The organism is Olivibacter sp. SA151 (assembly GCF_054130995.1).
This window is the reverse complement of record NZ_CP096391.1, coordinates 5,894,890-5,913,752: the sequence shown is the minus strand read 5'-3', so window position 1 is coordinate 5,913,752 and position 18,863 is coordinate 5,894,890. Positions and strand designations below refer to the sequence as shown.

Here is an 18,863-nt window from a genome sequence, read left to right as displayed (position 1 = left end):
TGTGAATTGATTGGCCATCGCCGCTCTCCCATAATCTTAACGTTTATCCACACTATATTTTCCGGGCCCTACTAAAGCCAAACCTATAAAGACAAATAAGAGCTCTATTGGATGTCCGGCCGACATAAAGCCTTCGGTCTTGTAATGATGCAGCGCGGCTACCAGCATGACGAAAGCCAGTAACAAAGCAGCTGGTCTAAAAGCTAGACCTATGATTAATAGAAAACCGCCTAAGGTTTCCGTGATTGCCGCAAGAAAACCCCAAAACGTATAACCAAAAGTAATGCCAACATGGTTCATCGAAGTGCCTACACCCCTCCACATTTCGGGGCCACCCATAATTTTTGGATATCCATAGGTAATAAACATAGCGCCTAGCGCCAAGCGGATAATCAATAATCCCGTGTTTTTGTAATTTCCAAGAGTCGAAAGTATTGCCATTTTTTTAAGTATAAATTCAAAATTCAAAAAGCTGGCAACTCGCAACTAGCAACTATACCTCCAAGCCTTACACCTTATCCCCTTACACCTATTGCCTATTGCCTACTGCCTATAGCCTACTGCTCATCTATATAAGCCAAACATACATGGTGCTCATTGACACTTAAACTAGCTTGCGCACCAAAAATTAAGGTGTAGTTATTATCAATATGTCCTGCCGGAAAGTCAAAGGCAACCGGATAACCGTATTCGCCTACGATTTCCAAAATCAGCTCTTCTAGCGTGATCCCAAAGGGTACTTTATTATCTTTTAAGTTGGTGAAGCCACCTACCAAAAGACCTTTCAAATTTTTTAGTTTTCCTGCTCGTTTCAAAGTCCACAACATTCGGTCGATGGAATAATAGAACTCTCCCACATCTTCAATAAACAAAATTTTTCCATCATAGTCCATGTCCGAAACCGAGCCCAGTACGTTAACCAATAGAGCCAAGTTACCTCCAATCACGACGCCTTCACCTTCACCCGGGATATTCGTATGTTCACTTTGATATTCGTATAACGGCATTTCACCAAAAAGCGTATCCTTTAAGCTGAGCAATGATTCCTTGGTAGCATCAGGAATGGTAATAGGCATTTGCCCATGTATGGTTGGGATTCCAAAATTTCTGTGAATATGGCTATGAATAACAGTCACATCACTGAATCCGATAATCCATTTGGGCTTTGCGGCAAAATGTGAGAAATTCACTAAATCAATCATCCGCACACAGCCATAGCCACCTCTCGCTGCAAAGACAGCTTTTATTTCGTCGTTATCGAGCATGGACTGGAAGTCCTGTGCCCGCAGTTCATCGCTGCCCGCATACTGCCGGTAGCTGCTGTGAACGGTTTTACCGACCACAACGTCAAGATCCCACGATTTTAAGAGCGCTATAGCGTCTTCCAAATCATTATCTACCTTCCATGCCGGGCATACAATACCCACCTTGTCACCTTTTTTTAAATAAGGAGGTGTTTTCTTCATATCTGTTTATTATGAAGTGCAAATTGATGTATCTTTGCCGAATTAACAAATCATTTTTGAAAAAAGCGCTCGCGTTATAAGTGATAAGTTGTAAGTAATAAGTACTATCTACTGCTTAAAACGTACAACTTAACACGTACAACTTGTTACAACAAAATGAAAGATTTTAAACGTTATACCATCACTTCTGCCCTGCCGTATGCCAATGGGCCTTTACATATCGGTCACCTCGCCGGAGCCTATATTCCTGCCGATATCTTCGTGCGCTTTTTGCGGATGAACAACAAAGAGGTGGCTTTTGTCTGTGGTTCGGATGAGCATGGGGCTGCAATTACTATAAAAGCCAAAAAAGAAGGGATTACGCCTCAAGAAATAATCGACAAGTATAATGCACAGATAAAAGAGAGTTTTGAACAGTTCGGCATTTCTTTCGATATCTATCATCGTACCTCTTCCAAAATTCATCACGAGCTTTCGCAAGAATTCTTCCTCAACCTCTATGATAAAGGGGAGTTTGTGGAGAAGTACTCAGAGCAGTATTACGACGAAGAATATCATCAATTTTTGGCCGATCGCTACATTGTAGGGACCTGTCCGAACTGCCATAACGAAGGAGCTTATGGTGACCAATGCGAAAAATGCGGAACCTCCTTGAGCCCAACGGATTTAATCAATCCAAAATCGACCTTAAGTGGTAAAACACCTGTACTTCGTGAAACCAAACACTGGTATTTGCCTTTAGATAAATATCAAGCTTGGCTGGAAAAATGGTTATTGGAAGGTAAAAAGGATATTTTAAAATCAAATGTATATGGTCAATGCAGCTCTTGGTTAAAATCCGGTCTGCAAGCACGATCCATGACCCGTGATTTGGATTGGGGAGTGGATGTTCCTTTAGAAGAAGCAAAGGGAAAAAAGTTATACGTTTGGTTAGATGCGCCTATAGGCTATATATCAGCTACGAAGCAATGGGCCTTAGATACAGGAAGAGATTGGGAGAAATATTGGAAGAAGCAGGAAAGTCCAGCGGATGACGCCTGCTTGATACATTTTATTGGGAAGGATAATATTGTCTTCCACTGCATTATATTTCCTTCTATTTTGCATGCACATGGCGAATATGTTTTGCCGGAAAATATTCCTGCAAACGAATTTTTGAATTTGGAAGGAGATAAGTTGTCAACTTCTAGAAACCATGCGGTATGGTTGCACGAGTACTTGGCTGATTTTCCGGGTAAGCAAGACGAGCTACGTTATGTTTTGACCTCTATTTTGCCGGAAACATCGGATAGTGAGTTTACCTGGAAGGATTTTCAAGCACGTGTGAATAATGAATTAGTAGCCATATTCGGTAATTTTATCAACCGTGTACTGGTCTTATCTCATAAATACTTTGATGGTAAAGTGAAGGCTGGGGGCGAGCTTAGCGATAAAGATAAATTAGTGCTCTCCGAGTTGGAGCGTTATCCTAAAACCATTAGTTCTTCGCTAAGTCAATATCGGTTTCGAGAAGCCTTGGCGCATTTTATGAATGTGGCGCGTTTAGGGAATAAATATTTAGCCGACGAGGAGCCTTGGAAATTAATCAAGACGGATGAAGACCGCGTGAAAACGGTGCTTAATATCGGTTTGCAGATTGCCGCTAATTTGGCGGTATTGGCGCAGCCTTTTTTACCGCATACGGCAGAAAAGCTATTCCAGATGTTAAATTTTCAGGATCGGGATTGGACGGCTGCCGGTAATCCTAATTTGTTGGAAAACGATCATCAATTGGGCGAGGTACAATTGCTTTTTGAAAAAATAGCGGACGAACAAATCGATGCGCAGCTAGCCAAATTAGCACAGGCTAAGGTCGACAACGCAAAAACGCAAACAAGCACCGCGGAGCCGGCGAAGGCGAACATTGCCTTTGATCAATTTACACCCCTCGACATTCGCGTCGGCAAAATCTTAACAGCCGAAAAGGTGGCGAAGACAAAGAAGTTGCTGAAGTTAACAATTGATACAGGAATTGATCAACGCACGGTAGTATCAGGCATTGCGGAATTCTTTAATCCTGAAGATATTATTGGAAGACAAGTTTCTATATTAGTCAATTTAGAACCGCGCGAAATCAAAGGCATTCTCTCACAAGGGATGATCTTGATGGCCGAGGATGCCGATGGACGCCTTGATTTCGTGGCGCCGCAATCAAATATCCAACCAGGAAGCATAGTGAGGTAAGAGGGAGTAAGGTTTAAGGTTGAAGGGTATAATCCCAACCTTATACCTTTTTGTTTTTATTGGGCCCCATACTTACACCTTTCGCCTTCTACCTTAGAGCCTTTACCTTTCTAATAGCCACTGCTTAAAAGCTTCGTAATCAGCTCCAAGTTCCTCTTTTTGGCTGGGTTTACTTTCCAATTCTTTTACTTGTTCAGGTATGAAGATGGCTTTCTGTTTTTCTTCAGAAAATACATCGGGAAACTTGCATGGGTGTGCAGTTGATAAAAATATAGTTGTATAGTTTCCACCTTGCTCTTTTTTATAAGCTTGCCCTGCTAAGTAAGCGATGGCGGTGTGTGGGCAGGCAAGATATTGATAGCTGCTATAAAGCTCGTCAATAGCGCTGCGAGTCTCCTCGTCGCTATACGCGTAAGCTGTTACCGTTTCTTTCAATAACGCGCGATCGTCTTCAAAAAGATCCATAATGCGAACCCAGTTGCTTGGATTGCCTACATCCATTGCGTTAGATAGGGTGGCTATTGAGGGGCGCGGTTCATAGTAGCCGTCTGATAGGAAACGTGGAACCGTATCATTCACGTTAGTAGCAGCTAAAAACTGCCTAACAGGTAAACCCATTTTATAGGCTAATAAGCCAGCGCCAATATTACCGAAGTTTCCGCTGGGAACAGAAAAAACGATATCAGTTATTCCTTTTCTCTTCATTTGCGCATAGGCATTGAAGTAATAAAAAGTCTGTGGAATCAAACGGGCTATATTGATCGAGTTGGCAGATGTTAATCGGAACCGTTGATTAAGTTCAGCATCATTGAACGCCTCTTTTACCAAAGCCTGGCAGTCGTCAAAGGTGCCATCGACCTCAATGGCTCGAATATTCTGACCGTTACGGGTCAGCTGTTGCTCTTGAATAGGGCTTACTTTACCCTTAGGATATAAAATGGTTACCCGAGTGCCTTCTACACCTAGAAAACCTAAAGCCACGGCTCCTCCCGTGTCTCCCGAAGTGGCTACTAATACATCTAAAAGCTTGCTGTTTTCCTCGGTTTTAGAAAAATAACCCATAACGCGACTCATGAATCGGGCACCGAAATCTTTAAAGGCAAGGGATGGTCCGTGAAAAAGTTCTAGTACTGCCGTACGGTCGTCAAGTGATACTACAGGTGCTTCAAAGTTGATAGCGTCATCCACTAATAATCGAAGATCATTGGCCGGAATGCTGTCGCCAATTAAGTGGTGAGCCACTTCAAAAGCGATATCGGGTAAAGTAAACTGATCAAGATTATTAATAAAATCCGCAGAAAGCGAAGGGATCTCAGTAGGCATATAAAGCCCCTTATCTGAAGGCAAACTGTTAAATACGGCTTCTTTAAAAGAAACTCTTAGCTTTTTATTATTAGTACTGTATAGTTTCATGATGGTTGTTTGTTGTTAGTTATTGGTTGTTTGTTGTTAATTATCTGGTTGTTAGTTATTGGTAGTATAGTTAAATCCAATAACTATTAACGAGTAACTAATAACGAAACTATAACTCCCTCGGCCCCTGTTGATTTACTGCCGAAACGTAGCCGTTGCTATCAATACCTTTCGATTGCAGATGCTGTACAATTTGCCGGGTGATGTCCGATGCGGTTGGATGGTTATCGGCAAAAGCAAAAACAGAGGGTCCAGAGCCGGAGATGCCAAACCCAAGTGCTCCTACTGCCATGGCAGTTTGTCGCATTTCATAAAATTCAGGAATCAGAATAGCACGAACAGGCTCAATCAGGACATCCTGCATACTGCGACCGATTAAGCCATAATCGCTCATAAACAGACCACTTACCAAGCCCGCAATATTGCCCCATTGAACCACCGCATCTTTCAGCTCGATTTTAGAACGAATCATCTGCCGAGCAGCACGCGTTGGCACATCTACGTGGGGAAACACTACAGAGCAGTATAAGCTTTTTGGAACAGGTATTGACACGACTTCCAGTGGCTCGTAACTTTTAATCAAGGTAATACCACCAAATAAAGAAGGGGCTACATTATCCGCGTGCCCGTGCCCACAGGCCAATTCTTCGCCTTTCATCGCAAAAGGAAGCAATTCTTGTTTCGTTAAAGGTTGTCCAAGCAGCTGATTAATAGCGAATAAACCAGCTACCGTACTTGCAGCACTGGATCCTAATCCACTTCCGATAGGCATGTGTTTATGCAACTCTATTTCCACTCCCACATCTTCACGGTTTAAATGCTTCAGTAACATCTGAACACAAGCGCTAACTGTATTCTTTGCCGGATCGAGCGGTAATCGGCCGTCATCGCCCGTAATCTTTAACAGTTTAACGCCGGGCTGGTCCGAGCGTTCCATAATCACCTCATCTCCCGGTTCGTCCAGGGCTAGTCCCAAGATATCAAAGCCGCATACCAGGTTAGCCACGGTAGCCGGTGCAAACACATGCACGCGGTCTTTTTCTTTTCGGGCCTTACCAGCGGGTTCTTTTTCTGTTGTTAATTCCATTTATTAGATAAGTAAAAATTCAAAAGTAAACCTGCCTACCGCAGGCAGGAAGTAAAAGACCTATCGTCGTTAGACGCAAATCTTGTCTCAGTGGTCGATTTCGCATTACGTACATTGAGTGTAATTTGGCTATAACCTTTCATAGGCTCATTTTCACATTAGCTAATTATCACATGTAATTTATGCTCCCGCATTCATCAAATCAGCAAATACACCGCCTGCTGTAACCTCGCTACCAGCGCCTGGCCCTTTTACCACTAACGGTCGTTCTTTATAACGTTCAGTAGTGAATGAAATGACGTTATCGCTACCCGAGAGGTTGAAGAAGGGATGCTTTTCATCCACCAGCTCCAAGGCAATGGATACCTTTCCATCCTCCAATTTTCCGATATAACGGATCGCTCGGTTCTCCCGTTGAGCTTTTTCTTTAAGCGTATCGAAGTAAGCCGCCTCCTTTTGCAGTTCTAAGTAAAAGTCCTCAACACTCGCTGCATCTAAACAGGCTTTGGGTAGGATCGCTCCTAGATCGACGTCCTTGGCTTCGATGGCTAAACCGCTATCCCGGGCCAAAATGAGCATCTTACGCATAAAATCAGTACCTCGTAAATCATCCCTAGGATCGGGTTCCGTATAGCCTAAGGCCTGGGCTTTCTTCACTACATCGTGAAATGAAGCATCGCCAATGAAATTATTAAAAATATAAGAGATAGTACCCGAAAGTATAGCCTCAATACGGATAATACGATCACCACTGGTCATCAGGTCTTTCAGCGTGCGGACAATCGGAAGACCTGCGCCCACATTCGTCTCATAGAAAAAGTCGACGCCGTGCCTTCTGGCCGTATCGCGTAATTGTTTATACTGTGCATAGCTCGAGGAATTAGCAATTTTGTTGCAGGTCACTACCGATATATTCGATTCAAAGATTTTAAGATAGTGCTTGGTAGGCTCCTCGCTTGCGGTATTGTCCACAAATATACAATTAGGTAGATTTAATTGTTGCATTCTGCTAATAAAGGTCTCCAAGCTAGCAGTTTCTCCTTTGCTGTCCAATTCCGTCTGCCAGGAGGTCAATGAGATGCCTTCCACATCAAATAACATTTTGCGGGAATTACTCATGCCGACAACCTTTACCTGGATATCACTGTTGTCGCGCAGAAAAGCTTCCTGTTCTAATAATTGCCTAAACAAAGTAGATCCGATATTGCCGGTGCCAAGATTAAAAACATGTAAGGTTTTCTTTAATGCTGTAAAGAAAGCATCATGTACCGCATTCAGCGCTTTGGACAGATCTGCTTGGCTAATAATAACCGAAATGTTGTATTCCGATGAGCCTTGCGCAATAGCCCGTACATTAATACCATTGCGTCCCAAAGCATGGAATAACCTGCCTGACATGCCGGGGGTTTGTTTCATGTTTTCACCCACGATAGCAAGCACCGATAATTCATTTTCTATGACGGGGGGCTCTAATTTTTTTGCAAGCAGCTCCAGTTCAAATTCAGTTTCAATAAGATGTTTGGCTCTTAAGGCATCTGCGGGATGAACAGCAAACGTGATGCTATGTTCGGACGATGACTGGGTGATCAGCACAATGTTTATTTGTTCATGCGCTAGCAAGGAGAATAAGCGACCGCTAAAGCCGGCCTTGCCGATCATGCCACTGCCGCTTACATTGATAACGCTAATGGCATTAATCGAGGAGATACCTTTAATAGGATAAGATGTTCTGCCGCTATCATATTGGATAATAGTACCTGGAAAGCTTGGATTAAATGTATTGCGGATAACGATAGGCACCTTTTTCATGAAGGCGGGAATCATGGTTGGCGGGTAGATCACCTTCGCTCCAAAATAAGATAGCTCCATTGCCTCGGTATACGATAAAATCGGTAAAGGAAACGCTTTTTTTACCATGCGTGGATCTGCCGTTAACATACCATCCACATCGGTCCATATTTCGATAGCTTCCGCCTGTAATGCGGCACCGAAAATAGCAGCTGTATAGTCACTACCTCCTCTTCCCAGGGTAGTAATCCGACCATTGACATTAGAAGCGATAAAGCCGGTTACAAATAAAAATTTGCCTGGATTTTCTTGCACGAACTGACGGATGAGTAATTCGCTTTGTTGTAAATCTACCCGTGCGTTACCAAAATTGCTATCGGTTTTTATAAGGGAGCTGGCTTCGACGAATAAACTCTCCGGGAAGTACTGAGCCGCAATCTTAGAGACCAAAAATGCGGAACAACGCTCACCGTAACTCACAATGAGATCCTTGCTTTGTGAACTCAGCTCCCGCAGATTTAATACACCTTGTAAAAGATCCTCAAGTTCATTTAAGTAAATTTTAAGTTGCGTAAAAACAGGATTCTGATTCTTAATTTGAATGAGTTGCTTAACAACTGTGAAGTGTCTCGATTCCAATTCCTTTAAAGCAGGGCCGAAGCTGATTCCTTGTTCTGCTTCTTCAGCCATTTTGGTAAGGAGGTTTGTAATTCCGCTCATGGCCGATAAGACAACAATTGGCTTTTCGCCCTGTTCATACCCTTGTTTTAGGATGTCCAATAATGCATTAATGCTTTCGGCCGATCCGACTGAGGTACCTCCAAACTTAAGTATCTTCATTTTTTCTATTTATCCTTAAAGTCATTAAATAAGAAAGGCGCTTTCTCATCGAGAGAAGCGCCTTTTATGTTTTATCGCTGTTATTACAACATAAAGATTACTTCCCTCGGTGTTTTGTTATCCCGGTGGTAATCGTTGTGGATGTTGTAATAGATATAATTGCTTTCATTTTTGTAATTGGCAGTAAAGTAAATGGTTTATTTTTAATTTATCAAGAGAATTTTAATATTTTTTAGATTTTAGCAATTCGCATACGTATTATTAGTTGGACGTTTTAAGTAACTTTTAATGATGAATTAGGCCTGCCTACCAGTAGGCTGGAGCGCCGAATGATTAATAACGGTGGCGGTAGCACAGGCTCATCTCAAAGCTTCAAGCTTATTGCTAACAACTTATCCGATTGTTTCTCGTGGAACAAAACAAGTAAAACCTTATGAGGCAGCCGTATTTAACCGGCCGTATGTATTGACTGCTGTCTGCTTGGCTTGCAAGAGGGCACTTAACATGCAGTAAGGTAGTTGTTGCCGCTATATTCGCACTATATCCGCTCTATAGAAAAGCAAGAAAACATAAATAGGCAGCGAATGTATACAGAAGCATAGGTGGATCTGACGTGGAATAAAGGTGGACTTCACGTGGACTTGACGTGGATTCAAAAATTGAAAAAATCTGAAAGGGACGGATTAGTGTATTGAAATGAGGTCGTGATACCTTTCAAAGGTAAAAAAAGTTATTTTAAAATGGATCAGGTACTTCAGCCCCTTTTCTGTGGTGTTTTGCCATTGAATAAAAAATCTTATTTTTGGGCAAATTTGCAATAGCATGAAATATTCATCGTTATAAGCATTTAATTATTTCTTATAGCCTTAGAAAATATTGTATTCATATGAATGACCTAATAAAGTTACAGTTAGAAGACGCTAATGATTCCATGCAGAAAGCTATTTCGCACACCGAATCAGAATTGACAAAAATTCGCGCAGGTAAAGCAATGCCTTCCATGTTGGACGGGATCAATGTAGATTACTACGGAACACCTACTCCATTATCTCAAGTGGGAAACATTAATACGCCCGACCCTCGTAGCTTGGTTATTCAACCATGGGAAAAGAATTTATTAAGTGCAATTGAAAGGGCTATTATTGATTCCAATATCGGATTAAACCCACAAAATGACGGTAATATTATCCGTTTAGCGGTTCCTCCTTTGACCGAAGAGCGCCGTAGGGAATTGGTTAGAAAGGTAAAGGAGGAGGCAGAAAAAGGAAAGGTTGCTATTCGCAACATCAGAAAGGACGCTAATGACGGAATTAAAAAGCTTAAAAATGATGGTGTCTCGGAAGATGAAATAAAGGTGGGAGAAGGTGAAGTTCAAAAATTAACCGATAACTTTATCGCGAAAGTTGACAAATTAGCCGAAGCCAAAGAAAAAGATATTATGACCGTTTAAGAAAATTGAAATTATTAGTGAAAAAACCACGGATCGCACCGTGGTTTTTTTGTTCGTAGCTGCCGTTAACCACTCGACGATTCGACAACTTTACTAACCCACTAAATTGTTGCGCAAATAGCGCATTTCCATCACAAATTGCTTGTATTTTTAGACCAAAGTTTACATCGTATGAAGAGAATATTACTTTTTATCATCTTAACCTATTTCAATCCCGTATGGGCACAACAAAAGACTAACTTAACAGTTGAAAAAATAATGCGCGACCCTAAGTGGATGGGCGTGTCGCCCGAAAATATTAGGTGGGGAGAATTTGATGGGCACATCTATTTTAGATGGAATCCGGAAAATCTGGATTATTCACCCTTATACAGTATAACGGTGCGTGATCAAGAGCCTAAAAGACAAGAGGAGGATGTGACGCGAAGTTTTACACAACAAACGCAATACAATCGAAGTGGAAATCGAGCGGTATATGTAAAGGGTGGTGATATTTTTATATACGATTTAAAAACACGCAGCGAAAAACAATTGACGGCGACGATCGAGGAAGAGTCTAAGCCTCAATTTAATGTGCGTGAAGACGTTGTTTTCTTTAAACGTGAAAATAATTTATACAGCCTCTCCTTGATAAATGGCGAATTAAAACAGCTTACCAATTTTGTTAAGGGAAGCAAAAAGAAGGGTGACGCCCCTAAACTCTCCGATCAAAATCAATGGCTTAAAGAAAATCAATTGACTTTATTCGACGTGCTCAACGATCGTAAACAGAAAAAACACCGAGCTGATTCGTTAGAAGAACTGCAAAGGATAAAACTGCTGAGAGAGCTGCCTATAGCAGAAAATGAAATTGTTAGAACAATTGCTGCTAGCCCTAATTTGCAATATATTGCCTATATAAAATATAGTCCTGCGAAAGATAATCGGAGTACGATCGTACCAAACTATGTAACTGAATCCGGTTATACGGAAGACATACAGACTAGAAACAAGGTTGGAGAAGAACAGGGTGCTACAGCTGCCTACCTTTATAAGGTGAAGGAGGATACGGTTGTGCGTATTACAACCGCTAATTTAGAAGGGATAAAAGATATACCTGCATTCTATAACGATTATCCCGAGAAGAAAGATTCACTAATTAAGTTAGATAAAGATCGGGCGGTTAATATAGCCGGCATTTATTGGAATCCTGTCGGAAACAAGGCTCTTATCACGGTTTATGCACAGGATCATAAAGATCGTTGGTTAACGCTTTTAGATCTGTCCACGGGAGCCTTACAAATGATCGATAGACAGCATGATGATGCATGGATTGCAGGCCCTGGCATTGGTGGAAGCTGGGGAGGAGAAAATGTCGGATGGATTGACGACCATCAGATTTATTTTCAAAGCGAGCAAACGGGATATTCGCATCTTTACAGCATGTCAGTAGACTCCCGTGTGAAAAAGCAATTAACAAAAGGGCGATTTGAAGTGCAAGACCTCGTTCTTTCAAAGGATAAAAAAACGTTTTATTTGACAGCTAATAAAGAGCATCCCGGAATAACACATTTTTACAGCATGCCGGTTAGTGGAGGAACGTTGCAGCAAATAACCTCTATGAAGGGAGGTAACGAAGTGAGCCTTTCGCCTGACGAAAAATGGCTAGCGATACGCTATTCAAGTAGTAACAGGCCCTGGGAGCTTTATCTGCAAGAAAACAGGCCGGGTGCAAAAGCGAAGCAGATCACCGAATCGCGAAGCGCCGAGTTTAAAGCCTACCCTTGGCGCTCGCCTGAAGTCATTAGTTTCACCAACCGTCATCAAGATAGTGTTTACGCTCGCTTGTACCGACCGGAAACGCCTAAGAAAAATAGTCCGGCAGTCATTTTTGTTCATGGTGCCGGCTACTTGCAGAATGTTCACTACTGGTGGAGTTCTTATTTTAGAGAATATATGTTTCATAATCTGTTAACAGATCTTGGCTATACCGTCCTTGACATCGACTACACAGCAAGTGCCGGTTATGGACGAAACCATCGCACCGGAATATACCGACACATGGGAGGAAAAGATTTATCCGACCAAGTAGATGGGGCTAAGCTGCTAGTGGAAAAATATCAAGTTAATCCTAAAAACATCGGTATATACGGCGGCTCCTACGGCGGTTTTATTACCTTGATGGCGCTCTTTACGCAACCGGAGGTGTTTACAGCAGGTGGAGCCTTACGTTCGGTAACCGATTGGGCGCATTATAACCACGGCTATACTTCCAATATTTTAAATGAACCGATTAATGACCCCAAAGCCTACCAACAATCTTCTCCTATTAATTTCGCCGAGGGCTTGAGGGGACATTTATTGATGTGTCATGGTATGGTGGATGTTAATGTTCATTTTCAGGATATTGTACGCCTTAGCCAGCGCTTGATTGAACTTGGAAAGAATAATTGGGAACTGGCTGTATATCCCGTGGAAGATCATGGTTTTGTAGAACCTAGCAGCTGGACCGACGAATACAAACGTATTTTAAAGCTTTTTGAGGAAAAACTTATAAACGAATAGCTCCTTCAATGCGTTATGTGGAAATATCGGATCCTTTGTTTGCTGCTGCTGCTCACTTCTTGCCGGTATGAGAGAAGGGCACAGCCTGCATTTTACTTCTGGAAAACACAATACCAACAACGGGAACAAGAGCACACGGCCCTTCGTAAGTTAGGCGTTAATCAGCTGTTTGTACGGATAATGGACGTCGATTTGGACGAAACCGGAAAGGCTGTTCCTGTTTCGCCGATTACTTTCAGAAACAACCTACCTGACTCCATCGATATTGTGCCTGTTGTTTACATCGTGAACAATGTCTTACGCCAACAATCGGAACAGACGTTAACCATACTCGCCAATCGAATTTTAGCATTTACCGAGGCGAAAGTAAAACAAAGCGGTAAAGATAAATTTACAGAACTGCAAATTGACTGTGATTGGACGCAAACGACACGTGAAACCTATTTTTTGCTGTTAAGAAAAATGAAAGCCCTGCTGGCAGATAAGGCTGTTACCTTGAGTGCAACGCTACGCTTACACCAAATAAAAAATAGACACGCGAGCGGTATACCACCGGTGGATAAAGTACTGCTAATGTGCTATAATATGGGAAACTTGCGTAAATATGGTATGCAAAACTCCATTTTGGACATGAAAGAGATGACCACCTATTTAAAAGATTTCCTGGGAAGTTACCCTTTGCCGATCGACGTTGCTTTACCTTTGTTCAGCTGGTCGGTGGTTTTTAGAGATAAACAATATGTGGGTATCTCTAAGCATCTCGACAGTTGGTCTTTGGCTGATACGAGCCTGTTTTATCGGCAAGAGGGCACACCCTTGTACCACTTAAAGCGAAATCTTCCAAAAGCCGGATTGCGGGTAAACGATGTGATTAGAAAAGAAGAAGTGAGTGTGCAGGATTTATTTGCTGCTTCTGATTTTTTATCTCGATATTTGCCTCGAAAGGATCTGAAGGTGCTTTTTTACCACCTAGATGCCGACCTATTAAATCGCTTTTCGGATGAACAACTACAAGAAATTATCGATCGCTTTTAGTTTTTTTATACTTCTGTTTTATGGCGAAATTGCAATCAATATTGCTTGCGGTCCGGAACCCGATCCTTATGATTATTACGTTTCCTATTTTCACAATGACATACAGGGAGATGCCTATGCCGCATTTTCTTTTACCGATTTAAGTTTTTTGTACAGTGAGGATGAGCCGCAAAAGGAGAGCCAGATAAATTGTGATGAGTGGGCTCAATATTTGGGCGGAGATGTAAAGGCAACGGATGTATTTTCCGTAATGTATCGAGCAGATAACAAGACAGACTCGTTGATCAGTGCTTGGAGGACGAAAAAAAGCATAACCCTGCCAGATACGTTGAAAGATAATACTTTTTTAAAAGCTATTGCGAAGCATAAGAGCGCATTCGATTATTATTTATTTGCCAAAGACTGTGAGGAGGCTTCTGCCTATGCATATGATATGTGGGATCCGGCACCTCGAGATACAACATCGATGGATTCGTTGGCTGAAAAGGCCATAAAGCGATTGAAGAAGGTTAAGCGCGACGAATTTTTACGTTTACGATATGCTTACCAAGCGGCAAGAATGTACCATTATTCAGCACGCTATGAAAAATGTTTGGCGGTCTATGAAGACTATATCGAACCGCTGTCTTATCGGAGCGCGGTACGGGGGTGGGCCTTGGCCTTAAAAGCCGGAGCCCTAAGGTGGTTGGGCGACAAAGAACAAGCGGCTTTTCTTTTTTCGAAGGTTTTTGAAAGTAATCCGGAAAGAAGAATCCAGGCTTATAAGAATTATCACTACATTGACGTGAGCACGCCATCGGTTCTTGCCTTGGCAAAATCAAAAGAAGAACAGGCAGTAATTTGGAGCATAGAGGGTTTTAACAATCCGAGTTTGAATCTCCATACGCTTGATACGGTATATAAGCTGGCTCCCACCAGTGTTTTAAACGGGGTGTTATTAATAAGGGAAATGAATAAGCTGGAAGGGTACCTAAATGAGTCACCCCTCAGCAATGATGTTTACGGATATCGGAATTATTATTACGGAAGCGATTCGTCGCAGCTGAAAGCTAAAAGTTATGCCGATAGTTTATTTCGCTTCTCGCTTCACTTAGCAAGTAACAAAAAATACCGAGAACCAGCCTTCGCGACGATTGCGGCAGCGTACATCAGTTGGATGCAAGGAGAAAATAAGAGAGCTTTTGATCTTTTACAACAATTAAATCCGGAACATCTATCACCCAAGTTACAGGATCAATACCGCATTACAGAATTATTGGTACAAGCCAGTAATATAAAAAAGGGAGATAATTTTAACCCAAATGCGCTGGTACCGGCTTTAAAATGGCTGGATGAGAAATGCATAGTTGAGCGGAAGGATAAGGTTGATAGCTTTTATGGGCAAAAAGATTTACGCTTTAGTCGAACAACGAGGCATTTTTATCAAAGTTTATTAGCTCCAAAATATCTAGCACTGCAGGATACGGCTATGGCCGCTATTTTGATGGTAAAAGGCGATTTAGAATGGAATCAGAGCCATACGCGTGATTCGCTTTTTAAATACAGCTCTAGTGAAACGATTAATTTTTGGCGGCAACAACTAACGCCTACATCATTGTTACGTATAAAGACATTAAAAGAAAATACCCCGAAAGATGGGTTGACGGAGTATTTAGTGAAAGTACTGCCTGCTCTTCCAAATGATGATTATTATGAGCTTTTGGGAACCGGTTATCTCCGAACACATGAATACGATAAGGCAGTCGCTGCTTTCGACAAGCTAAGTCCAAACTATAAATTCTGGGTGGCATCTGATTGGTATGGCTCGAGTGAGGACGCTGCATTACACGCTGACCCATTTTTAACCACGATTAACGATTACCCGAAGGCCTATGCAGACAGGGGATTAAATAAGAAGGAATTTGCTGAGCAGATGGCCATGTGGCAACGGAAAATAAAATCAAATCCGAAAAATGCAGCTAAATACTACTTTGCGATGGCTAATGGTGTTTATCAAACGGGAATCTTTGGTAATTCTTGGTATCTTATCAGCTATAGCTGGAGCCATTTAGATGCTTATGTATCAGGTACGAATTACTATGATGACGACTATAAGCATGCAAAACAAGCGATCATTTGGTATGAAAAGGCACGATCCTTAAGTAAGGATGTAAATTTTAAAGCAACATGTACCTTTATGCTGGCCAAATGTGAGCAAAAGAAATATGGTTATCGTTCAGTGAATGATTACTATTCGAGCCATAATTATGGCGAACCTGATTCCTTGTGGTTATTTAGCATGAAAAATAAATATTTTGTTGAGTTAGAAAAATACTATAAAGGGACTGCGTTTTATAATCAAGCACTGGGTGAATGCAGCTATTTGAGCGACTTTATAAGCGCTAGATCCAAATAGCTATTCTTTATCGGCTATTAGGCTCTGCTATCATTCCCATGGTATATACTTAGGTAACTCTCGTAGCGGCTTGTTTCGATTTCTCCTTCTTCCAGTGCTCCTAATACGGCGCAGCCGGGTTCGTTGATATGCCTGCAATTATTAAATCTACACCGGTTCATCAGTGCACGCATTTCAGGAAAAAAATGACTGAGCTCTTGTTGCTCGATATCGATTACGCCAAATTCCTGAATACCGGGAGTGTCAATGATATAACCGCCTTGTATTAAAGGCAGCATTTCGGCAAAGGTTGTTGTATGTTTTCCCTTATCTGACCAATCGGATATTTTTCCGGTACGGAGAGAAGCTTCCGGTATGAGTCGATTAATGAGTGTTGACTTTCCAACGCCGCTATGTCCCGAAATCAGCGTTACTTTATGCGTCAAAGACGCCTCTATAGCATCTATATTAATGCCTTTTAAAGCCGAAATTTCAAAGCAAGGATAACCGAGATGTTCATAAATTGATCGATAGTCGGCTAGTATTTCCAAACCTTCTTCGCTAAAAAGGTCAAGCTTATTAAACAATATACCGGCTGGGATATCATAGGCTTCCGCTGTCACTAAAAATCGATCAATAAAACCCAGCGAAGTTGGCGGTGAAGCTAAAGTAACTACTAAGTAAGCTTGGTCTAAATTGGCTGCAATAATTTGCGCCTGTTTCGATAAATTGACCGATTTACGAATCATATAATTCTTTCGGTCGTATAATTGGATAATAACAGCAGTTTCTTGCTCGGGTTCAGGTTCAATTTCAACCCAATCACCTACAGCGATCGGGTTGGTCGTTTTAATGTCCTTTGTGCGGAATTTGCCCTTTATGCGACATTCATAGCTTGTTCCTCCCGCTGAAACGGTATACCAACTGCCGGTAGATTTTGTAACAAGCCCTTTCATTTATCCTAAAATAGCGGCGAATCCCTTTTTCATCCGTTCGATCGTCTCATCTCGGCCGAGCAATTTTGCTATATCGAATACATGAGGTCCGAATTTACCGCCAACCAGCATAATGCGTAGTGGGAGCATTAGCTCCCCCAATTTTAACCCACTGGATAGGATCGCATCTTTATAATATTGTTCCAGCGCTTCTGTTTCCCATGGTTCAAAGGTAGTGAGTGCAGGAATAATGGTGTTAAAAAAGTTTGTCTTTTCATCACTCCATTTTTTTTGTATAGCTTCTATATCGTAGGTGGTAGGTGGTATAAAGAAGAAAGAAGCTTGTTCCCAAAAATCCTCAATAAAAGTGAGGCGATCTTTTACTAATGCTAATACCTCTATCAGATAATCATCTGCCACATCCCTTATGCCGTGTGTCTCCAAGACACCTTTAACCATCGGAAGAAGCTTTTCATTTCCGCTACGCTTGATCCATTCATGATTGAACCATTTCGCTTTCTCGAAATCAAACTTCGCTCCTGCTTTACTGATTCGCTCAATTGAAAACTTGTCGATGAGTTCGTCAAGCGTAAAAATCTCCTGATCGGTGCCATCATTCCAACCGAGTAACGCCAGCATATTAATAAAAGCTTCCGGAAGAAAACCAAGCTCGCGAAAGCCTTTGGTGAGATCGCCCGTTTTTGGATCGGTCCAATTCATGGCATAAACCGGGAATCCCAACCGATCTCCGTCGCGCTTGCTAAGCTTTCCATTTCCATCCGGTTTTAAAATCAATGGAAAATGAGCCCATTGCGGCATTTGTTGCTTCCAGCCAAGATATTCCCATAGTAATAAATGAACCGGGGCTGAAGGTAACCATTCTTCGCCTCTGAAAGCATGTGTGATTTTCATTTGATAGTCGTCTACTACCACAGCTAAGTGATAAGTAGGCATGCCATCTGCTTTCAAGAGTACTTTGTCGTCTACTAAAGAAGTATCAAAATTGACCGCCCCTCTAATCATATCATGGAAGCCAATCGTTTCTCCTACAGGCATCTTTATACGAATGACATGCGGCGTGCCGGTGGCCAAAAGTTCTTCTACTTCCTTTGCATCCAAACTGAGTGAGTTACGTAACTGCAGTCGATTCTCATGGCTATATTTAAAATTCGGAATAAGTTGGCGTTGGGCATCCAGCTCCTCCGGTGTATCGAACGCATAATAAGCATGACCGCTTGCTACCAATTGTTCTGCAAAGGTGCGGTATCGATCTTTCCGTTCACTTTGCCTATAGGGAGCATAGGGCCCGCCATGTACAGGACTTTCATCGGGTGTCAAGCCGCACCAAGCTAAGCAAGACAGAATATATTCTTCAGCGCCGGGTACATATCGCGTTTGATCGGTATCCTCGATTCTTAATACAAACTCACCGCCCTGGCTTTTAGCAAAAAGATAGTTAAACAAAACAGTGCGTACACCGCCAAGATGTAGGCCACCCGTCGGACTCGGTGCAAACCGTACCCTAACTTTATTCTCTATAGACATAAGCGCAAACTTAGATAAAAGGCTTTGGATATGCAATCTTCACAGTGTCATATCCATTTTATTAATCATTTTGCATAAAATTTGTACTTTGCACCTTTCTAGTTATTAGTTGGTCGTTGTTGTTTATTGATTTTAGGTTTATAGGGTTAACCTTGTATTAAAT

General features: G+C 41.9%; 12 protein-coding genes. 5 read left to right on the top strand and 7 right to left on the bottom strand.

Features of this window, described 5'->3' with window-relative positions; genetic code table 11:
- Positions 1 to 36 precede the first annotated feature (36 nt).
- On the bottom strand, positions 37 to 441 hold the full coding sequence (locus M1D52_RS24170) for a DoxX family protein (RefSeq protein WP_309010735.1): 405 nt from the start codon (positions 439 to 441) through the stop codon (positions 37 to 39).
- A 116-nt stretch (positions 442 to 557) separates the two neighbouring features.
- The gene (locus M1D52_RS24165) at positions 558 to 1,466 is read right to left on the bottom strand and encodes a S66 peptidase family protein (protein WP_013664717.1); all 909 of its coding nucleotides are present in this window, start codon (positions 1,464 to 1,466) and stop codon (positions 558 to 560) included.
- Between the two features lie 156 nt (positions 1,467 to 1,622).
- Between M1D52_RS24165 and metG the strand changes: the two genes are divergently transcribed.
- Positions 1,623 to 3,689: a methionine--tRNA ligase gene (gene metG, locus M1D52_RS24160; protein ID WP_437394169.1), complete on the top strand. Its 2,067-nt coding sequence runs from the start codon at positions 1,623 to 1,625 to the stop codon at positions 3,687 to 3,689.
- Positions 3,690 to 3,791: 102 nt separating this feature from the next.
- Here the strand turns inward: metG and thrC are convergent, their stop codons facing one another.
- From thrC to thrA, 3 genes are all read right to left on the bottom strand, one after another.
- Positions 3,792 to 5,102 (bottom strand): threonine synthase, encoded by a 1,311-nt coding sequence (thrC, locus tag M1D52_RS24155; RefSeq protein ID WP_437394170.1) that lies wholly within the window; start codon positions 5,100 to 5,102, stop codon positions 3,792 to 3,794.
- Positions 5,103 to 5,211: 109 nt separating this feature from the next.
- The gene (locus M1D52_RS24150; protein WP_013664720.1) at positions 5,212 to 6,189 is read right to left on the bottom strand and encodes a homoserine kinase; all 978 of its coding nucleotides are present in this window, start codon (positions 6,187 to 6,189) and stop codon (positions 5,212 to 5,214) included.
- Positions 6,190 to 6,369: 180 nt separating this feature from the next.
- Positions 6,370 to 8,817: a bifunctional aspartate kinase/homoserine dehydrogenase I gene (gene thrA, locus M1D52_RS24145; protein WP_437394171.1), complete on the bottom strand. Its 2,448-nt coding sequence runs from the start codon at positions 8,815 to 8,817 to the stop codon at positions 6,370 to 6,372.
- Positions 8,818 to 9,703: 886 nt separating this feature from the next.
- Here thrA and frr point away from each other — a divergent pair.
- The 4 genes from frr (at position 9,704) to M1D52_RS24125 (ending at position 16,241) form a co-directional block, all read left to right on the top strand.
- A complete protein-coding gene (frr, locus tag M1D52_RS24140; RefSeq protein WP_013664722.1) occupies positions 9,704 to 10,267 on the top strand; it encodes a ribosome recycling factor in 564 nt (187 codons plus the stop codon).
- 171 nt (positions 10,268 to 10,438) lie between these two features.
- Positions 10,439 to 12,811 (top strand): S9 family peptidase, encoded by a 2,373-nt coding sequence (locus M1D52_RS24135; protein ID WP_437394172.1) that lies wholly within the window; start codon positions 10,439 to 10,441, stop codon positions 12,809 to 12,811.
- A 15-nt stretch (positions 12,812 to 12,826) separates the two neighbouring features.
- Positions 12,827 to 13,846 (top strand): hypothetical protein, encoded by a 1,020-nt coding sequence (locus M1D52_RS24130; protein ID WP_437361159.1) that lies wholly within the window; start codon positions 12,827 to 12,829, stop codon positions 13,844 to 13,846.
- Positions 13,812 to 16,241 carry a hypothetical protein gene (locus tag M1D52_RS24125; RefSeq protein WP_437394173.1) on the top strand — a complete coding sequence of 810 codons (2,430 nt, stop codon included), beginning with the start codon at positions 13,812 to 13,814 and terminating at the stop codon, positions 16,239 to 16,241. The genes M1D52_RS24130 and M1D52_RS24125 overlap by 35 nt, the downstream gene beginning before the upstream one ends.
- 17 nt (positions 16,242 to 16,258) lie before the next feature.
- Here the strand turns inward: M1D52_RS24125 and rsgA are convergent, their stop codons facing one another.
- Complete coding sequence (gene rsgA, locus M1D52_RS24120; RefSeq protein ID WP_377613190.1) at positions 16,259 to 17,176, bottom strand: ribosome small subunit-dependent GTPase A; 918 nt, start codon at positions 17,174 to 17,176, stop codon at positions 16,259 to 16,261.
- On the bottom strand, positions 17,177 to 18,700 hold the full coding sequence (gene gltX, locus M1D52_RS24115) for a glutamate--tRNA ligase (protein ID WP_013664726.1): 1,524 nt from the start codon (positions 18,698 to 18,700) through the stop codon (positions 17,177 to 17,179).
- Positions 18,701 to 18,863: the final 163 nt, after the last annotated feature.